Origin of the sequence: Pseudomonas sp. SWI44 (genome assembly GCF_002947915.1) — a bacterium.
Taxonomy (GTDB): Bacteria; Pseudomonadota; Gammaproteobacteria; order Pseudomonadales; family Pseudomonadaceae; genus Aquipseudomonas; species Aquipseudomonas taiwanensis.
In genome coordinates this window covers 3,541,088-3,567,382 of the sequence record NZ_CP026674.1, presented here as the reverse complement: position 1 = coordinate 3,567,382, position 26,295 = coordinate 3,541,088, and the positions used below count along the sequence as shown (strand labels likewise).

The window sequence follows — 26,295 nt, the reverse complement described above, 5'->3', positions numbered from 1 at the left end:
TTACTCCTCGATCTCATTCAGGTTGCGCCCGGCCAGTGCGGCTTTGACCGTCGAATCAAGGCGACGGGCGGCAAAAGCATCGGTCACCTGCGACAGACGCTTGGTCTGCTGCTCGATGGCCGCGCCATCGGTGCCGCTAAGCAAATCACGCAATTCTTGCATCTGATGCTCGATAGCCACGCGCTCGTCACTGCTGAGCAAACGATCGCCATCGGCGTCGAGGGCGCCCTGCACCGCTTCAAGCAGGCGCTCGCCGTCGACCTGGTGCTCGCGCAACTGTCGGGCCTGCTTGTCGGAACCGGCGTGCTCGAAGGAATCCTTGAGCATGCGTGCGATCTCGCCATCGGTCAGGCCGTAGGACGGTTTGACCTGGATGCTGGCTTCGACGCCCGAGCCGAGTTCGCGGGCGGCGACGCTCAGCAGGCCATCGGCGTCGACCTGGAAGGTGACGCGGATCTTCGCCGCACCGGCGACCATGGCCGGGATTCCACGCAGCTCGAAGCGCGCCAGGGAGCGACAGTCGCTGATCAACTCGCGCTCGCCCTGCAGGACGTGGATCATCATCGCCGACTGGCCATCTTTGTAGGTGGTGAATTCCTGGGCGCGAGCCACCGGGATGGTGGTATTGCGCGGAATCACCTTTTCCATCAGCCCGCCCATGGTCTCAAGCCCAAGGGACAGCGGGATGACGTCCAGCAACAGCAGTTCGCCACCCTCGCGACGATTACCGGCCAGGGTATCGGCCTGGATGGCAGCACCGATGGCCACCACCTGATCAGGGTCGATAGAGGTCAGCGGCGTACGGCCGAACAGTGCACCGACGGCGTCGCGCACGCGCGGAACGCGGGTGGAACCGCCTACCATGACCACGGCACCGACCTCGTCGAGCTCAACGCCACTATCACGCACGGCGCGGCGGCAAGCCTTGAGACTGCGGGCGACCAGTGGCTCGATCATGGCTTCGAATGCAGCGCGGCTCAGCTCGCCTTGCCAGGCGCCGTGGCTGACACTGACCACGTCGGCATCGGTCAGGGCCTCCTTGGCAGCGCAGGCGCTTTGCAGCAGCTGACGCTGGGTGGCCGGGTCGAGGTCGGCGGACAGGCCGGCCTGCTCGATGATCCAGCCTGCAATGGCATGGTCGAAGTCATCGCCGCCCAGGGCGGTATCGCCACCGGTCGCCAGCACCTCGAAAACACCTGCGGTCAGGCGAAGTATGGAGATATCGAAGGTACCGCCACCCAAGTCATAGATGGCCACCAGGCCTTCGGCTTTCTGGTCCAGGCCGTAGGCCACCGCCGCGGCAGTGGGCTCGTTGAGCAGGCGCAGCACGTTCAGGCCGGCCAGCTTGGCGGCGTCCTTGGTGGCTTGGCGCTGGGCATCGTCGAAGTAGGCCGGCACGGTGATCACCGCCCCTACCAGCTCGCCACCCAGGGTGGCTTCCGCTCGCTCGCGCAGCACCTTGAGGATGTCGGCGGAGACTTCCACCGGGCTCTTCGGCCCCTGGACCGTGTCGATGAACGGCATGTGCGACTCGCCGCCGACGAAGCGGTACGGCAGCTGCTCGCCCAGTTGCTTGACGTCGGCCAGGCCGCGCCCCATCAGGCGCTTGACCGACAGCACGGTGTTCAGTGGATCGCTGGAGGCCGCCTCGCGCGCTGCCAGGCCGACTTCGCTACGGCCATCGAGGTAGCGCACGGCGGAAGGCAGGATGACATTACCCTGCGCATCGGGCAGAGGCTCGCTGCGACCGCTGCGCACGGCAGCGACCAGAGAATTGGTGGTACCCAGGTCGATACCCACCGCCAGGCGACGCTGGTGAGGTTGCGGGCTTTGACCGGGTTCGGCGATCTGCAGTAGGGCCATGCTTATCTGAATACCTTAGGCGTCATCACGGGAGACACCGGGTTAATCGTCGAGGCGCTCTTCCAGTTGGCGCACTTCTTGGGCGAGCTTGTCGAGGAACTGCATGCGGCGCATCAGGCGTTCAGCCTTGTCGCGCTCGGCAGGCACATCCCAGCAGGCGGCGAAATCCTCGTTCAGCGTGTCCTGGGCAGCCTTGAGGCGCTTCTTGAACACGGCGACACCGTCGAGGTCGGCTTCGTCCTGCAGCTCTTCGAGTTCTTCGCGCCACTGCATCTGCTGCAACAGGAAGTCGGGGTCATGGACCGTGACCTCCTGGGGCACTTCGTGACCACTGATGGCCAGCAGGTAGCGGGCTCGACGTGGCGCACTGCGCAGGGTCTGGTAGGCGTCGTTGAGGGTTGCGGACTTCTCCAGCGCCACCCGCTGCTCCCGCTCGGAAGCGTCGGCGAAGCGGTCCGGATGCACCTCACGGGCCAGCTCGCGGTAGCGAGTGGCCAACTTGTCGAGGTCCAGGCGGAAGCAGGGCTGGAGGTCAAACAGCGCGAAATGACAAGGAGTACCCACGGCCAGCCTCAGACGTTGAAGCTTTCGCCGCAGCCACACTCACCGCGCACGTTGGGGTTGTTGAACTTGAAGCCTTCGTTCAACCCTTCCTTGACGAAGTCCAGCTCGGTGCCGTCGAGGTAGACCAGGCTCTTGGGATCGATGATCACCTTGACGCCGTGGTTCTCGAACACCTGGTCTTCGTCAGCCAACTCGTCGACGAACTCCAGCACATAGGCCAGACCCGAGCAGCCGGTGGTGCGCACGCCCAGGCGGATGCCCTCGCCCTTGCCGCGCCCTTCGAGGGAACGCCGCACGTGGTTGGCGGCGGCTTCTGTCATGCTGATAGCCATCGGAACTCCTTACTAACCGTGCAACAGGCGGCTTAGATCAAGCCTTTCTTCTGCTTGTAATCGCGAACGGCGGCCTTGATGGCGTCTTCGGCGAGTACCGAGCAGTGGATCTTGACCGGCGGCAACGCCAGTTCTTCTGCCAGCTGGGTGTTCTTGATGGTTTCGGCTTCGTCCAGGGTCTTGCCCTTCATCCACTCGGTGGCCAGGGAGCTGGAAGCGATGGCCGAACCGCAGCCGTAAGTCTTGAACTTGGCATCTTCGATGATGCCTTGCTCGTTGACCTTGATCTGCAGACGCATCACGTCACCGCACGCGGGAGCGCCGACCATGCCAGTCCCGACATCCGGGTCCTCGGCGTTCATCTTGCCGACGTTGCGTGGGTTTTCGTAGTGGTCGATGACCTTTTCACTGTATGCCATGGTGCAATTCCTTCCTCATCAGGGAGCCGCTCTTGCCGGCGACTGCTTAGTGGGCGGCCCACTCGATCTTGGAGATGTCAACGCCGTCTTTGTACATGTCCCACAGCGGCGACAGCTCACGCAGTTTGTTTACCGCTTCACAGACTTTCTGCGCGGCATAGTCGACTTCTTCTTCAGTGGTGAAACGACCGAAGGAGAAGCGGATCGAGCTGTGCGCCAGCTCGTCGTTGCGGCCCAGGGCGCGCAGGACGTAGGACGGTTCGAGCGAAGCGGAGGTGCAGGCCGAACCGGACGAAACGGCGATGTCCTTCAGCGACATCAGCAGCGACTCGCCTTCGACGTAGTTGAAGCTCAGGTTCAGGTTGTGCGGCACGCGAGCGGTGCGGCTGCCGTTGACGTACAGCTCTTCGAGGTCGGAGACCTGGCTGAAGAAGCGGTCGCTCAGGGCCTTGATGCGCGCATTCTCGGTGGCCATTTCCTGCTTGGCGATGGCGAAGGCTTCGCCCATGCCGACGATCTGGTGGGTCGGCAGGGTACCCGAACGCATGCCGCGCTCATGACCACCGCCGTGAATGATGGCTTCCAGGCGCACGCGCGGCTTGCGGCTGACGTACAGCGCGCCAATACCCTTGGGCCCGTAGACCTTGTGGGCCGAGAAGGACATCAGGTCGACCTTCAGCTTCTGCAGGTCGATTTCGACCTTGCCTGCCGACTGGGCAGCATCGACGTGGAACAGCACGCCGCGAGAGCGGGTCAGTTCGCCGATCGCGGCGATGTCGTTGATCGAACCAACTTCGTTGTTGACGTGCATCAGCGAGACCAGAATGGTGTCGTCGCGCAGGGCCGCCTCGACCATGGCCGGGGTGACGATACCGTCTTCGCCCGGCTCCAGGTAGGTGACCTCGAAGCCTTCACGCTCGAGCTGGCGAGCGGTATCCAGGACCGCCTTGTGCTCGATCTTGGAGGTGATGATGTGCTTGCCCTTGGTCTGATAGAAGTGCGCAACGCCCTTCAACGCCAGGTTGTCGGACTCGGTGGCACCACTGGTCCAGACGATCTCGCGCGGGTCGGCGTTGATCAGCTCGGCAACCTGGCGACGGCCGTTCTCAACCGCTTCCTCGGCTTTCCAGCCAAAGACGTGGGAGCGCGACGCCGGGTTACCGAAGTTCCCGTCGACCAGCAGGCACTCGGCCATTTTCTGGGCAACGCGTGGGTCGACCGGCGTGGTCGCGGAGTAATCGAGGTAGATCGGCAACTTCATTGGGTATCTCCTATCAGGCGGTTGGCGTCGCTCGTCGCTGTCGGGTCAATCAGGTCAGTCGACGGCGGACGTCTCAATCTTGTCCAGCTGGGCGGAACGGCCTACGACACGGCGCAGGTCCTGGCGCTGGGCGACTTCCTGCACCTCTCGGCGCATGACGAGGTCGGCCAGGCTGATGCCACTGAGGAATTCGTGGATCTGCTGGCTGAGGTCACACCACAAGTGGTGGGTCAGGCAGGTGTCGCCGGCATGGCAATCCCCCAGGCCCTGGCAACGGGTGGCATCGACCGATTCGTTGACCGCGTCGATGACCTGGGCCACCTGGATGGTTTCCATGCCCCGCGACAGCTGGTAGCCGCCGCCTGGGCCGCGCACGCTGGAAACCAGACTGCTGCGGCGCAGCTTGGCGAACAGCTGTTCCAGATAAGAGAGGGAAATGCCCTGGCGCTCGGAAATGTCGGCCAAAGACACCGGCCCATGCTGCGCGTGCAACGCCAGGTCAAGCATGGCGGTCACGGCGTATCGGCCTTTGGTAGTCAGTCGCATGGCTAATGGATACCACGGGAGTTACAGGATGTGAGCGAGTATGCGATTCCTGAGCATTTAAGTCAACTATTAGACCTACTGCTTTAGTCGGGTTTGCATGCGGGAGGCGGGCGCGATTGTAGCAGCAATGGGGCGTGAGCACACGCCCCATGTATCAGTATGCCTTCAGCCTGGCGCGATCAATGCGGCTGAGTGTCGCGCTGGGCCGGCTGCACGATCTCGGCGAAGTCGTCATCGGGCAGGGCCGGCAACTTCGTGGCACAGTAGTCGCTGCCCATCTTGGTCAAGGCACCGCACATGCCTTCCAGGCGGTCGTCGACCGCCTGCAGGTGGTCGAGCATCTGACCGATGGCGCGGGCCACCGGGTCCGGCATGTCGCCACTGACGCCATAGGCATCGAAGCCGATCTTTTCGGCCATGGCCTTGCGCTTGGCCTCGACTTCGTTGTCGTCGGACTTGACGATGATACGCCCCGGAATACCCACGGCGGTCGCACCGGCCGGCACCGCCTTGGTCACCACCGCATTGGAGCCGATCTTGGCCCCTGCCCCGACAGTGAACGGTCCCAACACCTTGGCGCCAGCCCCCACCACGACACCGTTCTCCAGCGTCGGGTGGCGCTTGCCTTTGTTCCAGCTGGTGCCACCCAGCGTCACGCCCTGGTACAGCGTCACATCATCCCCGATCTCGGCGGTTTCGCCGATCACGATACCCATGCCATGGTCGATGAAAAAGCGCCGACCGATGGTCGCCCCCGGGTGGATCTCGATCCCGGTCATCCAGCGGCCGAAATTCGAAACCAGGCGAGCCAGCCACTTGAAATCGCGCTTCCAAAGGGCATGCCCGAGCCGATGCAGCCAGATGGCGTGCATGCCCGGGTAGCAGGTGAGCACCTCGAAGGCATTGCGCGCCGCAGGGTCACGGTGGAAAACGCTTTGGATATCTTCACGCAGACGCTCGAACATCTGTCAGTCCTTCCGCTTATGCGGCTCGCCCCGTGCGACCTTCTGGGTCTCGGTGAGGATGCCGCGCAAAATGCTCATTTCCGAACGATTGACCGCGCTGCGCCCATACAGCCGACGCAAGCGTGGCATCAGGTGCTTGGGCTTCTCAGGGTCAAGGAAGCCGATGTCCACCAGGGTTTTCTCCAGGTGTTCATAGAACAGCTCCATCTCGTCCATGGTCGCCAGCTCGTTGCTGCGCAGCGAGTTGGCTTCGAACTTCTCGACTTTCGAGGGCGCACCCTCTGCCGCCAGCCAGGCCATGCGCACTTCATAGGAGAGCACCTGGACGGCGGCAGCAAGGTTCAGCGAGCTGAAGTCGGGGTTCGACGGAATGTGCACGTGGAAGTGACATCGCTGCAGTTCTTCGTTGGTCAGGCCGGCGTGCTCGCGCCCGAACACCAGGGCGATCTCTTCGCCACCGCGGGCATGCTCCACCGCCTTGGCCCCGCACTCGCGGGGATCGATCAACGGCCACGGGATGCTGCGCTCACGGGCACTGGTGCCCATGACCAGGCTGCAGCCGACCAACGCCTGCTCGAGGCTGTCGACCACCTGGGCATTGTCCAGCACATCGTCGGCGCCGGAGGCGCGGGCGGTGGCATCGACCGCCGGGAACTCTTTTGGCTGCACCAGCACCAGACGCGACAAGCCCATGTTTTTCATGGCACGCGCAGCGCCGCCGATGTTGCCGGGGTGGCTGGTATTGACCAGAACAACACGAATATTTTGCAGCAAGGTGTTGTGCTCTCAGATGCAGGTTTGGGGGGTAACGATCTTACAGAACCGACCAGCGTAACGCCATGAAAGCAAATGTGACACTTCTGCCGCCAAAGTTTTCTGCTAGAATGATCGGCTTTCTTCTTTAACATCTCCAGGTGACCCTCCCATGCAGCCTATGCTGAATATCGCCCTGCGCGCCGCTCGCAGCGCCAGTGAACTGATTTTCCGCTCCATCGAACGCCTGGACAGCATCAAAGTCGATGAGAAAGAGGCCAAGGACTACGTCTCCGAGGTCGATCGCGCCGCCGAGCAAACCATCGTCAATGCCCTGCGCAAGGCCTACCCGAACCACTCCATCCAGGGTGAAGAGACCGGCTTGCACGCGGGTACCGGCGAAGAAGGCAAGGACTACCTGTGGATCATCGATCCACTGGACGGCACCACCAACTTCCTGCGCGGCATCCCTCACTTCGCCGTGAGCATTGCCTGCAAATACCGTGGTCGCCTGGAGCATGCCGTAATCGTCGACCCTGTGCGCCAGGAAGAATTCACCGCCAGCCGTGGCCGTGGCGCCCAACTCAATGGCCGCCGCCTGCGCGTCAGCTCGCGCACCAGCCTGGAAGGCGCCCTGCTGGGTACCGGCTTCCCGTTCCGTGACAACCAGATGGCCGACATGGACAACTACCTGGGGATGTTCCGCGCGCTGACCGGCCAGACCGCCGGCATCCGCCGCGCTGGCTCCGCCAGCCTGGACCTCGCCTATGTAGCCGCCGGCCGCTTCGACGCCTTCTGGGAGTCGGGCCTGTCCGAGTGGGACATGGCAGCAGGCGTACTGCTGATCCAGGAAGCAGGCGGCCTGGTAAGCGACTTCAACGGTGGCCACGACTTCCTCGACAAAGGCCACATCGTTGCCGGCAACATCAAGTGCTTCAAGGCGGTACTGACGGCCATCCAGCCGCACCTGCCAGAGCACATGAAGCGTTAAGCGCGCATTGCACGCACGAAAAAGCACCCCGAGGGGTGCTTTTTTTGTGCCTGTAGCAGCGGCGCTGACTAGGTGAACCGCGCCGACCTGAGCCCCTCTTACTGCTGGGCGTCGCTCAGGATCAGCTGGCCATTCTTGTCCACCGGAATGGTCGAGCCAGGTTCGTGATCCATTTTCACCCGACCCACTTTGTCACCGATGGAATAGGTCACGTTGTACCCGACCACCTTCTCACTGACGTCATGCACCGTGCTGCAGCGCGTCTGGGTGGTGGTGTAGGTGTCGCGCTCCTGCATACCTTCTTGCACCTTGTTACCGGCATAGCCACCACCGACCGCACCGGCCACGGTGGCGATCTTCTTGCCGGTACCACCCCCGATCTGGTTACCCAGCAGGCCACCGGCAATGGCACCGACTACGGTACCGGCGATCTGATGCTGGTCCTTGACCGGAGCCTGACGGGTTACCGCCACGTCCTTGCAGACCTCTCGCGGCGTTTTCACCTGCTGCTTGATCGGCTGAACGTCGGTGACTTGAGCATACTCGGGGCCTTTGTTCACCAAGCTGTAGGTCGCCACAGCACCTCCGGCGGTAACACCGACAGCACCCAGAACCGCACCCACCAGCATTGATTTGTTCACGTGAACCTCCTGATCGTACCCGCGGGACTCACCCGCCTTCTCCCTGCCTTGGAACGAAAAAAAAGGCGCGAGTTCAACACTCGCGCCTTTTGAGGTGCCGGATGGCGAAGGATCGATCGTTAAGGACGGTCGTCCACACCCTCGGTCTTGGCAGGCGGAATCAGGTCTTCACTGCTCAGATTCAGCCAGATCAGCACCACGTTGGCGATGTAGATCGACGAATAGGTACCGGCCATGACACCGATGAACAACGCCAGCGAGAAGCCAAAGAGGTTGTCGCCACCGAAGAACAGCAGGGCCGCGATCGCCAGCAAGGTCGATACCGACGTGGCGATGGTGCGCAACAGGGTCTGGGTAGTCGAGACGTTGATGTTCTCGATCAGCGAGGCCTTGCGCATCACCCGGAAGTTCTCACGCACCCGGTCGAACACGACGATGGTGTCGTTCAGCGAGTAACCAATGATCGCCAGCACGGCCGCCAGCACCGTCAGGTCGAAGGTGATCTGGAAGAACGACAGGATGCCCAGGGTCACCACGACGTCGTGGATAAGCGAAACGATGGCACCGACCGCGAACTTCCATTGGAAGCGGAAGGCCAGGTAGATCAGGATGCCGCCCAAGGCCAGCAGCATGCCCAGGCCGCCCTGGTCGCGCAGCTCTTCACCCACCTGCGGGCCGACGAACTCGACGCGCTTGACGGTCGCCGGGTTGTCGCCGCCAGCCTTCTGCAAGGCGGCAGCCACCTTGTTGCCCAGCTGCGGGTCATCGCCCGGCATACGCACCAAAAGATCGGTGGTGGCGCCGAAGCTCTGCACCACGGCTTCGTGGAAGCCCGAATCGACAAGCTCTGCCCGGACGGCCTTGAGGTCGGCGGGGCGCTCGTAGGTCAGCTCGATCAGCGTACCGCCAGTGAAGTCCAGGCCGAAGTTGAGACCCTTCTGCCACCAGCTGAACAGTGCCAGTACGGTGAGGAGCACAGTGATGGCGAACGCGACATTGCGCACGCCCATGAAGTTGATGGTTTTCATCGCAGCTCCCTCAAACCCACAGCTTCTTGATGTCACGCCCGCCGCAGGTCAGGTTGACCATGGCGCGGGTCACCATGACGGCGGTGAACATCGAGGTGAAAATCCCGAGGGACATGGTGACCGCGAAGCCCTTGACCGGGCCAGTACCCATGGCGAACAGGATGCCACCCACCAGCAGGCTGGTCAGGTTGGCGTCGATGATCGCGGTATAGGCGCGGTTGAAACCTTCGTGAATGGCACGCTGCACCGACATGCCGGCATTCAGCTCCTCACGAATACGCGAGAAGATCAGCACGTTGGCGTCCACCGCCATACCCATGGTCAACACGATACCGGCGATACCAGGCAGGGTCAGGGTCGCGCCCAGCAGCGACATCAGGGCCAACAGCAGCACCATGTTGCCCGCCAGGGCGATGGTGGCGATCACACCGAAAGCGCGATAGATGGCGATGATGAACAGCGAGACGAACAGCATGCCCCACAGGGACGCATCGATACCCTTGGTGATGTTGTCGGCACCCAGGCTCGGGCCAATGGTACGTTCTTCAGCGAAGTACATCGGCGCGGCCAGACCACCGGCACGCAGCAGCAGCGCCAGCTCGGAAGATTCGCCCTGGCCATTGAGGCCGGTGATGCGGAACTGGCTGCCCAGAGGCGACTGGATGGTCGCCAGGCTGATGATCTTCTTCTCTTCCTTGAAGGTCTGGACCGCGACGTCCTTCTCAACGCCGTCGACCACCTGCTTCTCGTAGCGAGTGACCGGCTTCTGCTCGATGAAGATCACCGCCATGCTGCGCCCGACATTGGAGCGCGTGGCACGGCTCATCAGTTCACCACCATGGCCATCGAGGCGAATGTTCACCTGTGGACGGCCATGCTCGTCGAAGCTGGCCTGGGCATCGGTCACCTGGTCACCGGTGATGATCAGACCCCGCTCGACTGCAGCGGAACGACCGCCTTCGCGGAACTCGAAGACCTCGGTAGTGGCCTTGGAGGCACCGGGTTCGGCACCGAAGCGGAACTCGAGGTTGGCGGTTTTACCCAAGATACGCTTGGCCTCGGCAGTGTCCTGGACGCCTGGCAGCTCGACCACGATACGGTTGGCGCCCTGACGCTGTACCAGCGGCTCGGCCACGCCCAGCTCGTTGACGCGGTTGCGCACGGTGGTGAGGTTCTGCTTGATCGAGTATTCGCGGATCTCGGCGACTTTCGCCTGGGTCAGCGCCAGACGCAGCACCGCGACATCGTTGCGCTCGGTGGTGGTCAGGTCGAAATCATTGAAATTCTTGCGGATCAGGACACGTGCCTGCTCGCGGGTAGCATCGTCAGCGAAGCCCAGCATGATCCCGCCATCCTGCTGCGGCAGGCTGCGGTAGCGGATGCGCTCTTTGCGCAGCAAGGTCTTCACCTCGCCTTCGTAGACCTTCATGCGGGCCGTCATGGCCTTGTCCATGTCCACTTCCAGCAGGAAGTGCACACCACCGGACAGGTCCAGGCCGAGCTTCATGGGGCTTGCACCCAGGTTGCGCAGCCACTGCGGGGTGGTTTGCGCCAGGTTCAGGGCCACGACGTACTCATCGCCCAGTACCTTGCGTACCACATCCTTGGCTGGAAGCTGGTCTTCCTGGTTGGTCAGACGCACCAGACCACTGCCCTTTTCGCCCAGGCTCGCGCCCTTGACGGCGATGCCGGCATCGGCCAGCGCCTTGGTAGCGCGGTCCAGGTCGGCCTGGCTCACGTGCAGCGCGGAACTGGCGCCGCTGATCTGCACCGCCGGATCATCCGGGTAGAGGTTGGGAGCGGAATAAATAAAGCCGATCGCCAGTACCAGCACGATCAGTGCGTATTTCCACAGAGGGTATTTGTTCAGCATCACGCCGCCCGTTCAAGACGCGGGGCGCGTTGCGCGCCCCGACTGGTAAGAAAAAACGGTAACTCAGATAGCCTTGAGCGTACCTTTTGGCAGGGTCGCAGCCACGGCGCCCTTCTGGAACTTCAGCTCGACGTTGTCGGAAACTTCCAGAACCACGAAATCATCGGAAACCTTGACGATCTTGCCAGCGATACCGCCGTTGGTGACAACTTCGTCACCTTTCTGCAAGTTGCTCAGCAGGTTCTTCTGCTCCTTGGCACGCTTGGCCTGAGGACGCCAGATCATCAGGTAGAAGATGACCAGGAAGCCAACCAGGAAAATCCACTCGAAGCCAGTACCGGCGGGGCCGGCGGCAGGTGCAGCAGCATCCGCGTAAGCGGCGGGAATCAAGAAGCTCATTGGGCACTCCAGTTGCTAAGTTTTAATAATAAGAGCGAACAGTCAGTCCAAAGGCGGCACAGGCAGCCCGCGTTTGGCATAAAAGGCGTCGACAAAGGCGGCCAATTTACCCTGTTGAATAGCCTCGCGTAAACCGGCCATCAAGCGCTGGTAATGGCGCAAGTTGTGGATGGTATTCAGCATGCTGCTCAACATTTCGCCGCACTTGTCCAAGTGATGGAGATAGGCACGGGAGAAGTTGGTGCAGGTGTAGCAATCACAGGTCGGGTCCAGCGGCGAATCATCGTGGCGATGGAACGCATTGCGGATCTTGATCACCCCTGTATCGACGAACAGATGGCCGTTACGCGCGTTGCGCGTCGGCATCACGCAGTCGAACATGTCGACGCCGCGGCGCACACCCTCAACGAGATCTTCCGGTTTGCCTACCCCCATAAGGTAACGAGGTTTGTCAGCAGGCATCTGCGCCGGCAGGTAATCCAGCACCTTGATCATTTCGTGCTTCGGTTCGCCCACCGACAGGCCGCCAATGGCAAGGCCGTCGAAGTCGATGTTGACCAACGCTTCCAGCGAGCGCATGCGCAGGTCCTGGTACATGCCACCTTGGACGATGCCGAACAGTGCCGCTGTGTTGTCACCATGGGCGTTCTTCGATCGCTGGGCCCAGCGCAGCGACAGCTCCATGGAGGTGCGCGCCACGTCGTGCTCGGCCGGATACGGCGTGCACTCGTCGAAGATCATGACGATGTCCGAACCCAGGTCGCGCTGGACCTGCATGGACTCTTCAGGGCCCATGAACACCTTGGAGCCGTCCACCGGCGAGGCGAAGGTCACGCCCTCTTCCTTGATCTTGCGCATGGCACCCAGGCTGAATACCTGGAAACCACCGGAGTCGGTGAGGATAGGGCCTTTCCACTGCATGAAATCGTGCAAGCCGTTGTGCTTCTTGATCACCTCGGTACCTGGACGCAGCCACAGGTGGAAGGTATTGCCGAGGATGATCTCGGCGCCGATGGCCTCGATGTCACGCGGCAGCATGCCCTTGACCGTGCCATAGGTACCCACCGGCATGAACGCCGGGGTTTCCACCGTGCCACGTGGGAAGGTCAGACGGCCACGACGGGCCTTGCCGTCGGTGGCCAGCAGTTCGAAGGACATTCGACAGGTGCGACTCATGCTTGATCCTCTGGGCCGCGTGGCGCCGGATTGCGGGTGATGAACATGGCATCACCGTAACTGAAGAAGCGGTACCCCTGCTCGACCGCCGCCGCGTAGGCGGCCATGGTTTCGGGGTAACCGGCGAAGGCCGAGACCAGCATCAGCAGCGTGGACTCCGGCAAGTGGAAATTGGTGACCAGGGCGTCGACCACATGGAAGGGACGGCCTGGGTAGATGAAGATATCGGTGTCGCCGCTGAAAGCCTTGAGCACACCATCGCGGGCCGCGCTTTCCAGCGAACGTACGCTGGTAGTACCGACCGCCACCACTCGGCCACCGCGCGCACGGCAGGCATCGATGGCATCGACCACCTCCTGGCTCACCTCAAGCCACTCTTTGTGCATGTGGTGGTCTTCGATCTTGTCGACCCGCACTGGCTGGAAGGTGCCCGCCCCCACGTGCAGGGTGACGAAGGCCCGTTCCACGCCTTTGGCGGCGATTTTTTCCAACAACGCTTCGTCGAAGTGCAGCCCGGCAGTGGGTGCCGCTACCGCGCCCGCACGCTCGGCATACACAGTCTGGTAGCGTTCACGGTCGGCGCCTTCGTCCGGGCGGTCGATGTAGGGCGGCAACGGCATGTGCCCTACCCGCTCAAGCAACGGCAGCACCTCTTCGGTGAAGCGCAGTTCGAACAGCGTTTCGTGGCGCGCGACCATCTCGGCCTCGCCACCACCGTCGATGAGGATCAGCGAGCCGGCCTTTGGCGCCTTGCTGGAGCGCACATGGGCCAGAACCCGGTGGCTGTCGAGCACCCGTTCTACCAGCACCTCCAGCTTGCCGCCGGAAGCCTTCTGGCCAAACAGCCGCGCCGGGATCACCCGGGTATTGTTGAATACCATGAGGTCGCCAGGGCGCAGGTAGTCGAGCAGATCGGGGAACTGCTTGTGCGCCAGCGCCCCGCTAGGTCCATCGAGGACCAGCAGACGGCTACCATGGCGCTCGGCCAGCGGATGACGAGCGATCAGGGAATCGGGGAGTTCGAAAGAAAAATCGGCGACGCGCATGATGGTGTTCGGTTCGACAGGGCCGCAAAGTTTAGCCCAATGTGTGAAAATTGACTATGAAACACGATTGACCGACCCAAGACACCTCTCTATACTGCGCGCCACACGCCCTGATGGCGGAATTGGTAGACGCGGCGGATTCAAAATCCGTTTTCGAAAGGAGTGGGAGTTCGAGTCTCCCTCGGGGCACCAAATCCGAAGAAAACCGACCTTATGGTCGGTTTTTTTGTGCCTGTAACCAAGCTCCTGCCCTGTACCCTTGCTACCGCACCGAACCTGCCAATGACACGCCATTAATTGGCGCCACGCCAACGACTGTGCCGCCTGCAGCCATGCCTGGATTCTATTGGCCAGCAGCCAAGCCTCTACTTAGGATGTTATTCGTCGGATATACGCAGAAAGCATTGATCGAATGATGTCATCTGGCCATAGTTGCGCTCCCGTTTTTCCACCTCTGTGTGTGCCATGAAAAAAACCGCGCCCTGCCTGGCTGCAATGATGCTGCTCAGTGGGTGCAATGGAATGCCAACCTCCTACGTCTCAGATCCCGTCTACGACCAGGCTTTCGTGGTCACCTCAGGTGCTCCACTGCCGATGCTGCTGATGGCCTCGGCCATTCAGTGGAATGAAGACTATGCGGTAACCGCCAAACACACGCCCTTCCTGCGCAACGTGGTCCACGAAGGCCTCGGCGACGTGGTGTTCTTCAAGCACAAGGCGGCGCAGGTTCCCACCTGGCGCCAGTATGTGCCGGGCGAGTCGGTCACGGCGGTAGGTTTCAACAGCTTCATGGTCCCCGTTCAGGGCACCGGTCATGCCCTGCCATCGCTGGTACGCCTGGAAGGTACGCCAGGCAGTGTGTTTTATTCGGTACACGACGGGCCGATGGTCAAGGGCATGTCTGGCGGCCCGGTGTTTGCTGGAGACGGCAAGGTGGTGGGTATCAGCGTCGCGTTCATCCCCACGAAGCAGATCGACGCGCAGAGCCGGCCGGACCTGGCCGGGCGTGAGCGCGTCAGTGTGTTCATGTCTTATAGCGAAATTGCCAAGGAATGGCGACGTTTCCAGTACCTGCAGGCGCGCAAGGCCAATCCTCGCGCGACGCCGCCAGCCATCAAGGGCTATGTGGCAACCGCCAACCCAGGGGGCTAAAGCGTTCAGGGGCAGCTTGTCCGATCGGCGCCACCGATGGAAGATGACGGACCATGAGCAATCATCAGTAAGGAACGCTGCCCCATGCTCCTGACACATCGCCCCGCGCAAACCGCCGATATACCCGTCATCTGCTGTTTCCCCCAAGGTCCGGACGAACTGTTCTACATGTTCCCCAAGGCCAGCTACCCGCTGACACCTGCTCAGTTGAGCGACGCCATCGCCCAGCGCAGTGGCTCGACGGTGGTCGAGGGCGAGGGCGTGGTTCTGGGCTTCGCCAACTTCTACAAGGCAGAAAGGGGCGGGGTTTGCGCATTGGGCAATGTCGTCGTGGCGCCGGCGGCGCGTGGCCGAGGGGTGGCGCGCTATCTGGTGCAACGCATGGTCGATCTGGCCCGCGAACAATTCGCGGCGCGGGAGGTGTGGGTGTCGTGCTTCAACCACAACACCGCGGGCCTGCTGCTTTATCCATCGCTTGGTTTCGCGCCCTTCGCAATCGAAGAACGGCACACCCCGGATGGCAAGCGGGTGGCGCTGGTGCAAATGAAGCAAGTGATAGGTTGACCCTTCACCTTTGCCAGGCTCTGCGTGAAAAGTCTTGAGACGAAGGTCAGGCTGTTTTCAACGCAGCCTCACCGAGTAGCAAGGCTTTTCATACAGCGCCTAAAACCCTTGGTCCCGTTACAGCGAACCTTCCCTTCTCCTCGACGTCCGAACCTGCATCGCCCACGTTTCGAGGTAGCGCGTGTGAAGAACCTCATCGCCCGCCAGTACCGCCTGGTGGTGAAGACTTTCGGTTACATCGGTTGGTCGCTGTTCTGGCTGCTGATCTGGGATGTGCTGGTCACCATCGACTTCATGCTGTTCTTCAACAGCAAGTTCACCCTGCCACTGATCCCGCTGACCCTGCTGGGTTCGGCGCTGGTGGTGCTGGTGAGTTTTCGCAACAGCAGTGCCTATAACCGCTGGTGGGAGGCCAGGACACTCTGGGGCGCGTTGGTGAACAGCTCTCGCAGCTTTGCCCGGCAGACGCTGACTTTGATCGATGACCCCACGGAGGGCCTGAACCCGGCCAAGGCAACCCTGCTGCGCAGGCACATCGCCTACGTCAACTGCCTGGCGGCACACTTGAAGGGCGAGGCCTGCCCGGATGAACTGATGGCGTTCATCCCCTTGGACGAGTTCGAGCGGCGCAACCGTTCCAACAATTTCGCCAACGATATTCTCAGCGGTTCGGCAACCCTGTTGGCCAGGGAATACCAGGCTGGCCGCCTGGACAGCATCCGTCTGGCGCGGCTGGAGTCCACCCTGGTGGACCTCTCCAATGCCCAGGGCGGCATGGAACGAATCGCCAACACGCCCCTGCCCTACCCCTATGTGTATTTCCCACGGCTGTTCATCACCTTGTTCTGCCTGATCGTGCCAATCGGGCTGGTGGAATCGCTGGGGTGGTTCACGCCCCTGGCGTCGACGGTAGTGGGGTTCATGTTGCTGGCCATCGAGCGTATCGGCACCGACTTGCAGAGCCCGTTCAAGTTCAGCGAGCACCAAATCCAGATGGACACCATCTGCGAAACGATCGAGCGGAACCTGGAATCGATGCAGCGCGAGGCGCAGCGCGGGGAACGGGTGTAGGCGCCGGCTTGCCAGCGGGGGGCCGCAAAGCGGCCGGTCCCTCTATCAGGCGCGCACGAACCGCTGGCGCAACAGATCACTCAACGCATCGACCAGCAGCACCAGCACCAGCATGGCAATGATCACCGTACTGGCCTGCGCTTCCTGGAACAGGCTCAAGGTGGTGTAAAGCATCTGCCCCAATCCCCCCGCGCCGACGAAACCCAGCACGCTGGCCATGCGGATGTTGTTTTCCCAGCGGTACAAACTGTAGGCCAGCAGCTGAGGCCAGAGGTTGGGCAACGTCCCGAAACAGAACGCAGCCAGCTGGCTACCACCTTGCAAACGAATGGCCGCCGCCGGTTCCGGTGACGCATTCTCCAACGCTTCGGCGAACAGACGCCCCAATACCCCGGCGGTATGCAGTGCCAGCGCCAGGGTACCGGCATTCGGCCCAAGCCCGGCAGCCAGCACCGTCAACGCAGCCCATACCAGTTCAGGTATGGCCCGCAGGGCGTTCAGCAGCAGGCGCGCGGCAGCCTGTAGCAGCCAGCCGAAACGCCCTGCCGCAGGCAATGCCAGCAGCATCCCCAAGCCCATTGCAAGCAGGGTGCCCATCCCGGACATGGCCAGGGTTTCCAGGGCACCACGCCCCACTGCGCGCAGGTGCTCGCCAGTCAGGTCAGGCCGCAGGAACCGCCCGGCATACTCACCCATCTGCCCCAGGCCACCGTTGCCGACCACCGCATGAAGATCCAGCTCAAGGTATGCGAAAGACGCCACCACCGCCGCGATGATGACAGCGACCACCAGCAGGTTGATCACCCGGTTCATGCCAACCTCCCCCGCAGGAAGCGGCTGAGTTGGTCGGCCAGAAATACCAGCACCAGAAACGCCAGCAGCATGCTTGCCACTTCAGCACCGGCGAACATGCGCATCGAGAGGTCTATCTGCTGGCCAAGCCCACCGGCGCCGACGAAGCCCATCACCACCGAAGCGCGCACCGCGCACTCCCAGCGGTATACGGTGTAGGACACGACCTCGGCTCCAGCCGTGGGCAGAATGCCGTAGAAGAATGCGGTCAGTCGGCCACTGCCGGCCTGCAGCAACGCATGGGCCGGGCGCTGGTCGACCGACTCGAAGATCTCTGCGTAGACCTTGCCGAGCATACCGCTGTAGGTAATGGCGATGGCCAGTACCCCGGCTGTCGGCCCCAGCCCCACGGCGCGCACGAACAGCAGCGCCCAGACGATCTCCGGCACACTGCGCAGGAAGATCAGCAGGCCGCGCACGGGCATGCGCAGCAACCGCGACCACAGCCCTGCCCTACCGCCCCTGGAGGCTGCGCGCAACGACAGGGCGCGGCTGGCCATCAGGCTGGCCGGCACCGCCAGCAGCAGCGCCAGGGCCATACCGGCAGTGGCCACGGCCAGGGTCTGCAACGTCGACTGATACAACAGCGCCAGGAACTCGGGGTCATGGGCTGGCGGCCAGAACGCGCGGGTGAAACTGGCGATCTGCTGCCGGTTCTCTGCCTGCAGCAACACACCAGGATCGAGCTCGCTCAACTGCAAACCGGGCCACAACAGGGCCACGGCAATCAGGCTCAGCAATAAGCGCGGCAGCAGCGCCGGGTCGCGGACATCGGATTTCAGCATCGTGGAATCTGTACCGTCAACGTCGGGCTGGTCGTGGGAGGCGACGCCAGTTGCTCGTTGGCATACAGCGCATCCAGGCGTGCTTCGCTGACCGCCGCCGCGGGGCAATCGAACGCCACCTGGCCATCACGGATGCCTACCACCCGAGGGAAATGCGCCAGAGCCAGGTCCACGGCATGCAGGCTCGCCACCAGGGTCACGCCATCGGTCATGGCGTGGCGGTTGAGCAAGGCCAGGCTGTGATCGGCCAACACGGGGTCCATGGCCGACACCGGCTCGTCGGTCAGCAACAGTTCAGGCTGCTGGTAAAGCGCCCGGGCGATGCCGACCCGCTGCAACTGGCCGCCAGACAACTGCCCGCACTGCACGAACAGTTTATCGGCCAGCCCCAGCTCGGCCAGCGCCTGACGCGCCCCCGGCACGTCGCTTGGGTAAAGCAGGTTGAGCAAGCCACGCAGGGTGCCCCACCGTCCGAGTCGGCCGGCCAGCACCGCCGTTACCACTCGCTGGCGCGGCGGCAAGGGCGGTGCCTGATGCACCAGCCCCACCCTCGTGCGCAAACGCTGACGAGCCCCTGCGGACAGGCTCCAGGGTTGTTCGCCAAACACCTCCAGGCGGCCGGCACTGGGCTCGATGGCCGTCGCCATCAGGTGCAACAGGCTGGATTTGCCAGCCCCTGAAGGACCGATGATCGCAACCCGTTCACCCTGCTCGATCCGCAGGTTGACGGCATTCAAGGCACGAACCTGGCCGTGTCGCAGGTCGACGTTGTGAAGATGGATAGTCACTTGAGCAGGCCGGCCTCACGTGCCGCTTGCTCGGTGCCTGCATAGTTCTCAGGCTGGGTCTCGATGAAGCGGCTGGCGGCCTGCAGGTCGAGGATCGCCTTGTGCTCCGGGTTGGCCGGGTCGAGGTCGAGGAAGGCCTTCTTGATCTTTTCCTTCAGCTGCGGATCCATGTTGCCGCGCACGGTCCAGTTGTAGTCGTAATAGGCCGGGGTAGTGGCGAACACCTTGACCTTGCTGGTGTCGACCTTGCCGGCATCGACCAGCTTCTGCCATACGCTGGCATTGAGCACGCCACCATCGACCTTGCCGGCCTGAACCCAGGCAACCGTCGCGTCGTGCGCACCGGAGTAGGCCACGCGGCTGAAGTAGCTCTCCGGCTTGATGTTGTCTTCCTTGAGCATGAAGTAACGCGGCATCAAGCTACCGGAAGTGGACGAGATCGAACCGAAGGCGAAGGACTTGCCCTTCAGGTCGGCCAGGCTCTTGACGTCCGGATTGGCAGTGATGAACTTCGAGGTGAATTGCGCGTCCTGTTCACGTTGTACCAATGGCGTGGCTTTGGGGTCCTTCAGGTGCACCTGGACGAAGGTGAAGCCTCCCAGCCAGGCCAGGTCCAAGCGGTCGGACGCCAGCGATTCGACCACTGCCGGGTAATCGGCCACCGGCACGAACTTCACGTCCATGCCCAGCTGCTTGGACAGATATTCCCCCAGCGGCTTGAACTTGCGCAGCAGTTCGGTTGGCGCTTCGTCTGGGATGGCACTGACTCGCAGGGTATCGGCAGCCTGGGCGATGACGGCGCAGCAAGACAGCGCAAGTCCGGCTGCAAGGGCCAGAGGGCGTTTGAGCATTGGGGTTCTCCGGTTCAATAGCGGGGAAAGGGCCGGCATCCGCGCCGACCGTGGCAAGTATAAGAGTCCATGGCACAAAGACCAGCTTTGCTACAATCGCGCAACATCATTGAGCGCACGAGGTGCATATGAGCGAGCCGATTCGCCTGACCCAATACAGCCACGGTGCCGGCTGTGGCTGCAAGATCTCTCCCAAGGTGCTGGACGTGATCCTCGCCGAAAGCGGTGCACAGGCCCTCGACCCGAAGCTCTGGGTGGGCAATGCCTCCCGCGACGATGCCGCCGTCTACGCACTGGACGATGAACGTGGCGTGGTCTCGACCACCGACTTCTTCATGCCCATCGTCGATGACCCGTACGATTTCGGCCGCATCGCCGCCACCAATGCGATCAGCGACATCTACGCCATGGGCGGCGACCCCTTGATGGCCATCGCCATTCTTGGCTGGCCGGTCAACGTACTGCCACCGGAAGTGGCTCGCGAGGTGATCCGTGGCGGGCGCGCCGTGTGCGCCGAAGCAGGCATTCCATTGGCAGGTGGCCACTCCATCGACGCCCCGGAACCGATCTTCGGCCTGGCCGTCACCGGCGTGGTCAGCAAGCATCACCTCAAGCGCAACGACACCGCTACCGTGGGCTGCCGTCTGTACCTGACCAAACCCTTGGGCATCGGCATCCTCACCACCGCCGAGAAGAAAGCCAAGCTGCGCGAACAGGACCACGGCCTGGCCCGTGACTGGATGTGCACCCTCAACACCCCCGGCAGCCGCTTTGGCAAGCTTGGCGGCGTCAAGGCCATGACCGACGTGACCGGTTTCGGCCTGCTCGGCCATTTGGTGGAACTGGCCGAAGGCAGTGGCCTGACCGCGCACCTGAACTACACAGCCGTACCGCGTCTGCCCAGTGTCGACCACTACCTGGCCGAGGGCTGCATCCCAGGAGGCACCCTGCGTAACTTCGACAGCTATGGCCACAAGATCGGCGCCTTGAGCGACGAGCAGAAGCACCTGCTGTGCGACCCGCAGACCAGCGGCGGCCTGTTGGTAGCCGTTACTCCAGAGGGTGAAGCGGAGTTTCTCGACGTAGCTGCAGCGCTTGGCCTGAAGCTCGCGCCGATCGGCGCGCTGGTCGAGCGACAGAGCCACGCGGTCGAGGTGATCTGATGCGCCCCGACTGCACCGATTTTCGCCAGCTGTTCCTCGACGACGCGCCCATGATGGACATGCGCGCGCCCATCGAGTTTGCCAAGGGGGCCTTCCCGGGCTCCGTCAACCTGCCGCTGATGACCGATCAGGAACGGCAGAAGGTTGGCACCTGCTACAAGCAACAGGGCCAGGCCGCCGCCATCACCCTGGGCCACCAACTGGTCAGCGGCACTACCAAGCGCGAGCGCCTGCATGCCTGGGCCAGCTTTGCCAAGGCCCACCCCGACGGATACCTGTACTGCGCCCGCGGCGGCCTACGCTCGCTGATCGTCCAGCAGTGGCTGCGTGACGAGGCCGGCATTGACTACCCACGCATCAAGGGTGGCTACAAAGCCATGCGCACGTTCCTGCTGGAAACCACCCTGCAGGCGGTGGCGCAATGCGATTTCGTACTGGTGGGCGGCCTGACCGGCACAGGCAAGACCGATGTCTTGCACCAGCTGAGCAACGTGCTCGACCTGGAAGGCCATGCCAACCATCGCGGATCCAGTTTCGGCAAGCGTGCCACCGCACAGCCTTCGCAGATCGACTTCGAGAACCGCCTGGCCATCGACGTACTGAAGAAGCGCGCTCGCGGCATCGACCAGTTCGTGCTCGAGGATGAAGGCCGTATTGTCGGCAGTTGCTCGGTGCCGCTGGAGTTGTACCAGGGCATGCAGCAATATCCGATGGTGTGGTTGGAGGACAGCTTCGAGAACCGCGTGGAGCGCATCTTGCGCGATTACGTGGTCAACCTGAGCGCCGAATTCATCGCACTGCACGGCGAGGAGCTTGGTCAACGACTGTTCGCCGAGCGCATGCTGCAAAGCATGAGCAATATCCACAAGCGCCTGGGCGGCGAGCGTTTCCAGCGCTTGTCCGAGATCATGCGCCAGGCGCTGGACGAACAGCAGCGCTGCGGCGCGGTGGACCTGCACCGGGGTTGGATCGAGGGCTTGCTCAACGAGTACTACGACCCGATGTACGCCTACCAGCGCGAGGCCAAGGCCGAACGCATCGAGTTTGCCGGCGATGCACGCGAGGTGCGTGAGTACCTGAAGGCGCGCAAGCGATAAAGGATGGCTGCGCGACTTGCGCACTGACACCATCGCCGGCAAGCCGGCTCCGGCGAGGACTGCGCCAGGAGTCGACTTGCCGGCGAGCGTGACGGAGCCCCCACATCACTGCCCAGGGCTGAGCACCCGATCCAGCTCCCCCGCCCGCTCCCGAGTCATGTCCAGCATGCACATTCCACCTTCATGCAGAGCCATGGTCCCGCCACTGGCCTGCACATGGAACTGGCAGTTGCCGTCGCGATAAGCGATCCACTGGCGCTGCACCTCCCGCAGACGCTTCTGCTGACCGGCATCGAGCTTGGCCATCAGCCGCTTGTAGACCCGGTTCAACCGCTGGTCCTGCAGCGCGGTCTCCTGTTGAATGCATGCACTCATTGCCGCCGTACTGGCCGCCTTGTCCATGCACTGGCCATAGCCCTGCGAGTTTTCCTCGGCCCATGCCTGCGGCAGCAAACCGGCCACTGCAAGGCCTATCAAAAAATGTCTGATCATCATCGTCCCTCCTGGCGAGCATCAGAATGCCCGCGGCTGCTCCGGCGGCATCAGCACCTTGCCAGGCTCGAAGCGCAACGATGGCATCTGCGTGGCGGCATAAAAGGTCACCCCAAGCGCCGCAATCAATGCCACATCCAGCCAGTTCCAACCTGGCACATCGTCACGGCTGCGGGCCTTCCAACACTGCCAGGCCTGGCCGGCACAGAACACGACGATTGCCGCCAGCCACAGGTCGAAGCCCGCACCAAAGCCGGTTCGCTCATGGAACTCATAGCTGATGTTATCGGGCAGGCGTTCAATGCCGAAGCTGCTGGCGGCGAGGTACAGCGCCCCCAAACCCAGCCCCAGGGCCAGCCGTCGGAAGCGCCGATGGCTCAGGAATGCCAATGCCAGCAGCGGATTGGCGAACCACTGGAACAACCCGAAGGGCACGCCCCAGGGCCCGTAAAGCAGCATCTGCAGTGCTGGCATGTGCCGATCAGCGCCCATCAGGGCGCCATCGAACGCCAGGCAGAGCAGGTACAAGGCGAGACTCAAGGTGAGGTAGAAAGCTGGCAAACGGCGGCTCCGTGCTCAATCGTCGAGATTGCCGACCATACAGCACCGGGCGGTCAGACGACAGGCGGCTCAAGTAACAGACCGTATATCCCCGAGTCGGACAGCTCGCCCGCCACGCACCAGCGTGCTCGCAGCGTGCCTTCCAATACGAATCCCTGGCGTTCCAGGGTACGGGCCGAACCGCTGTTGCGCGGGTCGATTTCCGCTTCAAGGCGGCGCATGTGCAAGGTGTGGGCGAGGTAATCGATGAAGCAGGTCAGCGCTTCATCCATGTAGCCCCTGCCCTGCACGGCGCTGGCCAGGCAATAGCCGATTTCGCCACGGCGGGAGACGTCATCGATATTGAACAGCTGCACCATGCCGATCAGTTCGCCGTTGTCACGGCGATACATGCCCAGCTTGAGCTGGTCGCCATTGGCGTACGCTTCGCGGTCGGCGGCCAGTGCGCTCTGGGCTTCGGCAAGGTCTTGCCAGGGTGCGTGGTGCCAGTAACGCATGACCTCGGGGTCGGCCATGATCTTCAGCCATTGTGCAGCGTCGGCGTGGCGCATCGGGCGCAACTGCAGGCGCGGGCTGTCGAGGCAGAGGTCACTGGGGAAACTGCGGGGTGGGGTCACGCCGGATCTCCTGTCCATGGCTGGGGAGATGACAGTTTAACGTCATGTGGGGTGGGTGGGGGTATGGCTTGGGTTTGGAGTGGGCGGCGGGTGCATGTCTGGCGTTTGCGGTGGTGCTGAAACCGAGCGCCGCCCGCGCGGTGCATCGCGAGCAAGGCTCGCTCCTACGTCTGTTTCGGGCCAGTAACGCCAGTGACAGGCGCGCGCGACCGCATTGTTTGTACGGCACGGTATCGCGCTATGCAGCCAGGCGTTCGCGTGCAAATCCCGCAGGACTCATTGGCCCGAAACAGACGTAGGAGCGAGCCTTGCTCGCGATGCGCCGCGCGGGCGGCGCTCGATCTCAAGAACGCTGCAGCTCTATCGGCGAACACGCCTCAAGCCCAGCACCACCGGCAGCTCATCGAAGGCGTGGTCGAGCCGGATGCCGGGCTGGATGACGTACAGGTCGCGACACGGCCAGACCGAAGTCTGCACGCGCACCGCCCCCTGCCCTACTGAAGCATTCGGTTTCAGATTCAGAACCTTCTTACAGCTGACGCTTCAGGCCACCTCGGCCCCATCATCCGGCCAATGCGGCTCGTTGGCCTCTGGTGGCGTCAACGGAGGCAGGCCATAGAACGCCCGCGCATCGTCGCAACTTGGATTATGCACCCCACCCTCCCAAGACGCCTCGAACTCGCGGCATGGGCTGGAACGGTTGGCGTAGATGGTGCACGCGACTTCCTTGCCAATCTCGCCCTGCAGGCTCACGCAGCGGCAAGGCTTGGCGTCGGTGCCGATCATGGCAACACGCGTCGGGTTGATTTGCACCACCAGGTCATCCGGCACAAGGCCGCCGGCAGACTGGCATTCGCCCCAGAAAAAGGACACACGGAAATACCCGCAGCAGGCGCCGCAGTCAAGGCAAGGGTTGTATTCGGACATGATGGCACGGAGGGAAGGTTGTTGTTATCGGGGTTGGCCCGCGCGCCATTTGTAATCGAAGCCAGGTCGGCTGAGAAGAGGGGTAATGCAAAAATAGTTTGCCGTTGATCCGGCAATGGCAGGGGCCGCTTCACAGCCCCTGCCCGTGTGCTATTTACGGGCCAGGCCGTCAGCTCGGAACATCTGGCGAATGCCGCGAATCGCCTGGCGAATCCGGTCCTGGTTCTCGATCAGGGCAAAGCGCACATGGTCATCGCCATAGTCCCCGAAGCCAATCCCCGGCGACACACAAACCTTGGCCTCGGCCAGCAGCTTCTTGGAAAACTCCAGCGAACCCAGGTGTGCGTACTGCTCCGGGATCTTCGCCCAGACATACATCGACGCCTTGGGGTTCTCGACCATCCAGCCCAGCTCGTGCAGCCCCTTGACCAGCAGGTTGCGCCGCTGGCGGTACTGCTCGGCGATATCACGCACGCATTGCTGGTCGCCCTCAAGTGCAGCAATCGCGGCCACCTGCAGCGGGGTGAAGGTACCGTAGTCGTGGTAGCTCTTGATCCGCGCCAGGGCGCTGACCAGCTCCGGGTTGCCGACCATGAAACCGATACGCCAGCCGGCCATGTTGTAGCTCTTGGACAGGGTGAAGAACTCCACCGCAATGTCCTTGGCCCCCGGAACCTGCATGATCGACGGCGCTTTCCAGCCATCGTAGACGATGTCGGCGTAGGCCAGATCGTGCACTACCAGCACGTCGTACTGCTTGGCCAACGCCACCACGCGTTCGAAGAAGTCCAGCTCCACGCATTGCGCGGTAGGGTTGGAGGGAAACCCAAGGATCATCATCTTCGGTTTGGGAATCGACTCGCGAATCGCTCGCTCGAGCTCGTTGAAAAAGTCCACACCCGGCACCAGCGGCACAGAACGCACCTGCGCGCCGGCGATGACCGCGCCATAGATGTGAATCGGGTAGCTCGGGTTGGGCACCAGCACCGTGTCGCCATGGTCGAGGGTGCCAAGCATCAGGTGCGCCAGGCCTTCTTTCGAACCGATGGTGACGATGGCTTCGCTTTCCGGGTCGATGTCGACCTCGTAGCGATCCTTGTACCAGTTGGAGATCGCACGACGCAGGCGCGGTATACCGCGCGAGGTGGAATAGCCATGGGTGTCTTCTCGCTGTGCGACCTGAACCAGCTTCTCGACGATGTGCGGCGGCGTGGCCCCGTCGGGGTTGCCCATGCTCAGGTCGATGATGTCCTCGCCACGGCGACGGGCCGCCATCTTGAGCTCGGCAGTGATGTTGAAGACGTAAGGGGGGAGACGATCGATGCGCGCGAAGCGGCGCGGCGAACCTGGATTGGCCATGGTTTCCTCTGAGAACGTAAGCGCCCGGAACCGTCCGAGCGACGCTGGCCGCTGCGGCGGCCTGAATCAGAAGATAATGCCGATACAGGTTATCTGTAAATGATAATTTCCTGTTTTGTTAGACCTTTTCAGACGATTTTATTGAATATTTCAAGTTTG

Annotated in this window: 29 protein-coding genes and 1 tRNA gene; 7 read left to right on the top strand and 23 right to left on the bottom strand. The window is 62.5% G+C overall.

Translation table 11 applies throughout. The features are described from left to right. The 8 genes from hscA to trmJ form a co-directional block, all read right to left on the bottom strand. A complete protein-coding gene (gene hscA, locus C4Q26_RS16805; RefSeq protein ID WP_023382212.1) occupies positions 1-1,863 on the bottom strand; it encodes a Fe-S protein assembly chaperone HscA in 1,863 nt (620 codons plus the stop codon). A gap of 42 nt (positions 1,864-1,905) precedes the next feature. Then, the gene (gene hscB, locus C4Q26_RS16800; RefSeq protein ID WP_023382213.1) at positions 1,906-2,427 is read right to left on the bottom strand and encodes a co-chaperone HscB; all 522 of its coding nucleotides are present in this window, start codon (positions 2,425-2,427) and stop codon (positions 1,906-1,908) included. Positions 2,428-2,435: 8 nt separating this feature from the next. Beyond that, complete coding sequence (gene iscA, locus C4Q26_RS16795; RefSeq protein ID WP_003257854.1) at positions 2,436-2,759, bottom strand: iron-sulfur cluster assembly protein IscA; 324 nt, start codon at positions 2,757-2,759, stop codon at positions 2,436-2,438. A gap of 32 nt (positions 2,760-2,791) precedes the next feature. Beyond that, complete coding sequence (iscU, locus tag C4Q26_RS16790; RefSeq protein WP_007929523.1) at positions 2,792-3,178, bottom strand: Fe-S cluster assembly scaffold IscU; 387 nt, start codon at positions 3,176-3,178, stop codon at positions 2,792-2,794. A 46-nt stretch (positions 3,179-3,224) separates the two neighbouring features. Next, entirely contained in the window at positions 3,225-4,439 is a 1,215-nt protein-coding gene (locus tag C4Q26_RS16785) for an IscS subfamily cysteine desulfurase (RefSeq protein ID WP_023382214.1), read from the bottom strand. A 54-nt stretch (positions 4,440-4,493) separates the two neighbouring features. After that, entirely contained in the window at positions 4,494-4,985 is a 492-nt protein-coding gene (iscR, locus tag C4Q26_RS16780) for a Fe-S cluster assembly transcriptional regulator IscR (protein WP_023382215.1), read from the bottom strand. Positions 4,986-5,164: 179 nt separating this feature from the next. Next, on the bottom strand, positions 5,165-5,950 hold the full coding sequence (gene cysE, locus C4Q26_RS16775) for a serine O-acetyltransferase (RefSeq protein WP_023382216.1): 786 nt from the start codon (positions 5,948-5,950) through the stop codon (positions 5,165-5,167). Positions 5,951-5,953: 3 nt separating this feature from the next. Beyond that, a complete protein-coding gene (trmJ, locus tag C4Q26_RS16770; protein WP_023382217.1) occupies positions 5,954-6,724 on the bottom strand; it encodes a tRNA (cytosine(32)/uridine(32)-2'-O)-methyltransferase TrmJ in 771 nt (256 codons plus the stop codon). A 151-nt stretch (positions 6,725-6,875) separates the two neighbouring features. On the opposite strand from trmJ, the gene suhB reads away from it, so the two are divergent. Then, complete coding sequence (suhB, locus tag C4Q26_RS16765) at positions 6,876-7,694, top strand: inositol-phosphate phosphatase (protein WP_023382218.1); 819 nt, start codon at positions 6,876-6,878, stop codon at positions 7,692-7,694. A 98-nt stretch (positions 7,695-7,792) separates the two neighbouring features. Here the strand turns inward: suhB and C4Q26_RS16760 are convergent, their stop codons facing one another. From C4Q26_RS16760 to queA, 6 genes are all read right to left on the bottom strand, one after another. Beyond that, positions 7,793-8,335, bottom strand: a complete 543-nt coding sequence (locus C4Q26_RS16760) for a glycine zipper 2TM domain-containing protein (protein ID WP_023382219.1) — start codon at positions 8,333-8,335, stop codon at positions 7,793-7,795. Between the two features lie 119 nt (positions 8,336-8,454). Further along, positions 8,455-9,363, bottom strand: a complete 909-nt coding sequence (gene secF, locus C4Q26_RS16755; protein WP_023382220.1) for a protein translocase subunit SecF — start codon at positions 9,361-9,363, stop codon at positions 8,455-8,457. Between the two features lie 10 nt (positions 9,364-9,373). Continuing rightward, complete coding sequence (gene secD, locus C4Q26_RS16750; RefSeq protein WP_104881275.1) at positions 9,374-11,236, bottom strand: protein translocase subunit SecD; 1,863 nt, start codon at positions 11,234-11,236, stop codon at positions 9,374-9,376. Positions 11,237-11,299: 63 nt separating this feature from the next. Next, complete coding sequence (gene yajC / locus C4Q26_RS16745; RefSeq protein WP_023382222.1) at positions 11,300-11,635, bottom strand: preprotein translocase subunit YajC; 336 nt, start codon at positions 11,633-11,635, stop codon at positions 11,300-11,302. A 42-nt stretch (positions 11,636-11,677) separates the two neighbouring features. Then, positions 11,678-12,793 carry a tRNA guanosine(34) transglycosylase Tgt gene (tgt, locus tag C4Q26_RS16740; protein ID WP_162144435.1) on the bottom strand — a complete coding sequence of 372 codons (1,116 nt, stop codon included), beginning with the start codon at positions 12,791-12,793 and terminating at the stop codon, positions 11,678-11,680. A 14-nt stretch (positions 12,794-12,807) separates the two neighbouring features. Then, a complete protein-coding gene (gene queA, locus C4Q26_RS16735) occupies positions 12,808-13,857 on the bottom strand; it encodes a tRNA preQ1(34) S-adenosylmethionine ribosyltransferase-isomerase QueA (RefSeq protein ID WP_023382224.1) in 1,050 nt (349 codons plus the stop codon). Positions 13,858-13,964: 107 nt separating this feature from the next. On the opposite strand from queA, the gene C4Q26_RS16730 reads away from it, so the two are divergent. The 4 genes from C4Q26_RS16730 (at position 13,965) to C4Q26_RS16715 (ending at position 16,644) form a co-directional block, all read left to right on the top strand. Continuing rightward, a tRNA-Leu gene (locus tag C4Q26_RS16730) sits at positions 13,965-14,049 on the top strand. A gap of 306 nt (positions 14,050-14,355) precedes the next feature. Then, complete coding sequence (locus C4Q26_RS16725; RefSeq protein ID WP_027906609.1) at positions 14,356-15,009, top strand: trypsin-like peptidase domain-containing protein; 654 nt, start codon at positions 14,356-14,358, stop codon at positions 15,007-15,009. Positions 15,010-15,093: 84 nt separating this feature from the next. Further along, complete coding sequence (locus C4Q26_RS16720; RefSeq protein WP_023382242.1) at positions 15,094-15,573, top strand: GNAT family N-acetyltransferase; 480 nt, start codon at positions 15,094-15,096, stop codon at positions 15,571-15,573. A gap of 183 nt (positions 15,574-15,756) precedes the next feature. Further along, a complete protein-coding gene (locus tag C4Q26_RS16715; RefSeq protein WP_023382244.1) occupies positions 15,757-16,644 on the top strand; it encodes a bestrophin family protein in 888 nt (295 codons plus the stop codon). Positions 16,645-16,689: 45 nt separating this feature from the next. Here the strand turns inward: C4Q26_RS16715 and phnE are convergent, their stop codons facing one another. From phnE to C4Q26_RS16695, 4 genes are read right to left on the bottom strand one after another with little or no spacing between them, the layout of a single operon-like run. After that, a complete protein-coding gene (phnE, locus tag C4Q26_RS16710; protein ID WP_023382245.1) occupies positions 16,690-17,457 on the bottom strand; it encodes a phosphonate ABC transporter, permease protein PhnE in 768 nt (255 codons plus the stop codon). Then, positions 17,454-18,281 carry an ABC transporter permease gene (locus C4Q26_RS16705; RefSeq protein WP_023382246.1) on the bottom strand — a complete coding sequence of 276 codons (828 nt, stop codon included), beginning with the start codon at positions 18,279-18,281 and terminating at the stop codon, positions 17,454-17,456. Before C4Q26_RS16705 ends, phnE begins: the two co-directional genes overlap by 4 nt. Continuing rightward, positions 18,275-19,069, bottom strand: coding sequence for a phosphonate ABC transporter ATP-binding protein (locus tag C4Q26_RS16700; protein WP_104883337.1), 795 nt, complete (start codon positions 19,067-19,069; stop codon positions 18,275-18,277). The genes C4Q26_RS16705 and C4Q26_RS16700 overlap by 7 nt, the downstream gene beginning before the upstream one ends. Continuing rightward, on the bottom strand, positions 19,066-19,920 hold the full coding sequence (locus tag C4Q26_RS16695; protein ID WP_023382248.1) for a putative selenate ABC transporter substrate-binding protein: 855 nt from the start codon (positions 19,918-19,920) through the stop codon (positions 19,066-19,068). Before C4Q26_RS16695 ends, C4Q26_RS16700 begins: the two co-directional genes overlap by 4 nt. 128 nt (positions 19,921-20,048) lie before the next feature. Between C4Q26_RS16695 and selD the strand changes: the two genes are divergently transcribed. Together selD and mnmH are read left to right on the top strand one after the other, a co-directional pair. Continuing rightward, a complete protein-coding gene (gene selD, locus C4Q26_RS16690; RefSeq protein WP_104883336.1) occupies positions 20,049-21,083 on the top strand; it encodes a selenide, water dikinase SelD in 1,035 nt (344 codons plus the stop codon). Continuing rightward, the gene (gene mnmH, locus C4Q26_RS16685) at positions 21,083-22,180 is read left to right on the top strand and encodes a tRNA 2-selenouridine(34) synthase MnmH (protein WP_023382250.1); all 1,098 of its coding nucleotides are present in this window, start codon (positions 21,083-21,085) and stop codon (positions 22,178-22,180) included. Before selD ends, mnmH begins: the two co-directional genes overlap by 1 nt. Positions 22,181-22,285: 105 nt before the next feature. Here the strand turns inward: mnmH and C4Q26_RS16680 are convergent, their stop codons facing one another. The 5 genes from C4Q26_RS16680 to alaC all read right to left on the bottom strand — a co-directional run bounded on the left by C4Q26_RS16680 (position 22,286) and on the right by alaC (position 26,136). Further along, on the bottom strand, positions 22,286-22,672 hold the full coding sequence (locus C4Q26_RS16680; protein ID WP_104884053.1) for a lysozyme inhibitor LprI family protein: 387 nt from the start codon (positions 22,670-22,672) through the stop codon (positions 22,286-22,288). 21 nt (positions 22,673-22,693) lie between these two features. Then, positions 22,694-23,233, bottom strand: coding sequence for a hypothetical protein (locus C4Q26_RS16675; protein ID WP_104883335.1), 540 nt, complete (start codon positions 23,231-23,233; stop codon positions 22,694-22,696). A gap of 53 nt (positions 23,234-23,286) precedes the next feature. After that, entirely contained in the window at positions 23,287-23,850 is a 564-nt protein-coding gene (locus C4Q26_RS16670) for a GNAT family N-acetyltransferase (RefSeq protein ID WP_023382253.1), read from the bottom strand. A 543-nt stretch (positions 23,851-24,393) separates the two neighbouring features. After that, complete coding sequence (locus C4Q26_RS16665) at positions 24,394-24,777, bottom strand: YkgJ family cysteine cluster protein (protein ID WP_023382254.1); 384 nt, start codon at positions 24,775-24,777, stop codon at positions 24,394-24,396. Between the two features lie 150 nt (positions 24,778-24,927). Next, a complete protein-coding gene (alaC, locus tag C4Q26_RS16660; protein ID WP_023382255.1) occupies positions 24,928-26,136 on the bottom strand; it encodes an alanine transaminase in 1,209 nt (402 codons plus the stop codon). Positions 26,137-26,295 lie beyond the last annotated feature (159 nt).

What these genes read in the sequence shown, in the direction of transcription:
- hscA (WP_023382212.1), bottom strand. Translation starts at nt 1,863, where the DNA reads ATGGCCCTACTGCAGATCGCCGAACCCGGTCAAAGCCCGCAACCTCAC.
- iscA (WP_003257854.1), bottom strand. Translation starts at nt 2,759, where the DNA reads ATGGCTATCAGCATGACAGAAGCCGCCGCCAACCACGTGCGGCGTTCC.
- iscU (WP_007929523.1), bottom strand. Translation starts at nt 3,178, where the DNA reads ATGGCATACAGTGAAAAGGTCATCGACCACTACGAAAACCCACGCAAC.
- C4Q26_RS16785 (WP_023382214.1), bottom strand. Translation starts at nt 4,439, where the DNA reads ATGAAGTTGCCGATCTACCTCGATTACTCCGCGACCACGCCGGTCGAC.
- iscR (WP_023382215.1), bottom strand. Translation starts at nt 4,985, where the DNA reads ATGCGACTGACTACCAAAGGCCGATACGCCGTGACCGCCATGCTTGAC.
- cysE (WP_023382216.1), bottom strand. Translation starts at nt 5,950, where the DNA reads ATGTTCGAGCGTCTGCGTGAAGATATCCAAAGCGTTTTCCACCGTGAC.
- suhB (WP_023382218.1), top strand. Translation starts at nt 6,876, where the DNA reads ATGCAGCCTATGCTGAATATCGCCCTGCGCGCCGCTCGCAGCGCCAGT.
- secF (WP_023382220.1), bottom strand. Translation starts at nt 9,363, where the DNA reads ATGAAAACCATCAACTTCATGGGCGTGCGCAATGTCGCGTTCGCCATC.
- secD (WP_104881275.1), bottom strand. Translation starts at nt 11,236, where the DNA reads ATGCTGAACAAATACCCTCTGTGGAAATACGCACTGATCGTGCTGGTA.
- yajC (WP_023382222.1), bottom strand. Translation starts at nt 11,635, where the DNA reads ATGAGCTTCTTGATTCCCGCCGCTTACGCGGATGCTGCTGCACCTGCC.
- tgt (WP_162144435.1), bottom strand. Translation starts at nt 12,793, where the DNA reads ATGTCCTTCGAACTGCTGGCCACCGACGGCAAGGCCCGTCGTGGCCGT.
- queA (WP_023382224.1), bottom strand. Translation starts at nt 13,857, where the DNA reads ATGCGCGTCGCCGATTTTTCTTTCGAACTCCCCGATTCCCTGATCGCT.
- C4Q26_RS16725 (WP_027906609.1), top strand. Translation starts at nt 14,356, where the DNA reads ATGCTGCTCAGTGGGTGCAATGGAATGCCAACCTCCTACGTCTCAGAT.
- C4Q26_RS16720 (WP_023382242.1), top strand. Translation starts at nt 15,094, where the DNA reads ATGCTCCTGACACATCGCCCCGCGCAAACCGCCGATATACCCGTCATC.
- phnE (WP_023382245.1), bottom strand. Translation starts at nt 17,457, where the DNA reads ATGAACCGGGTGATCAACCTGCTGGTGGTCGCTGTCATCATCGCGGCG.
- C4Q26_RS16705 (WP_023382246.1), bottom strand. Translation starts at nt 18,281, where the DNA reads ATGCTGAAATCCGATGTCCGCGACCCGGCGCTGCTGCCGCGCTTATTG.
- C4Q26_RS16695 (WP_023382248.1), bottom strand. Translation starts at nt 19,920, where the DNA reads ATGCTCAAACGCCCTCTGGCCCTTGCAGCCGGACTTGCGCTGTCTTGC.
- selD (WP_104883336.1), top strand. Translation starts at nt 20,049, where the DNA reads ATGAGCGAGCCGATTCGCCTGACCCAATACAGCCACGGTGCCGGCTGT.
- mnmH (WP_023382250.1), top strand. Translation starts at nt 21,083, where the DNA reads ATGCGCCCCGACTGCACCGATTTTCGCCAGCTGTTCCTCGACGACGCG.
- C4Q26_RS16680 (WP_104884053.1), bottom strand. Translation starts at nt 22,672, where the DNA reads ATGATCAGACATTTTTTGATAGGCCTTGCAGTGGCCGGTTTGCTGCCG.
- C4Q26_RS16665 (WP_023382254.1), bottom strand. Translation starts at nt 24,777, where the DNA reads ATGTCCGAATACAACCCTTGCCTTGACTGCGGCGCCTGCTGCGGGTAT.
- alaC (WP_023382255.1), bottom strand. Translation starts at nt 26,136, where the DNA reads ATGGCCAATCCAGGTTCGCCGCGCCGCTTCGCGCGCATCGATCGTCTC.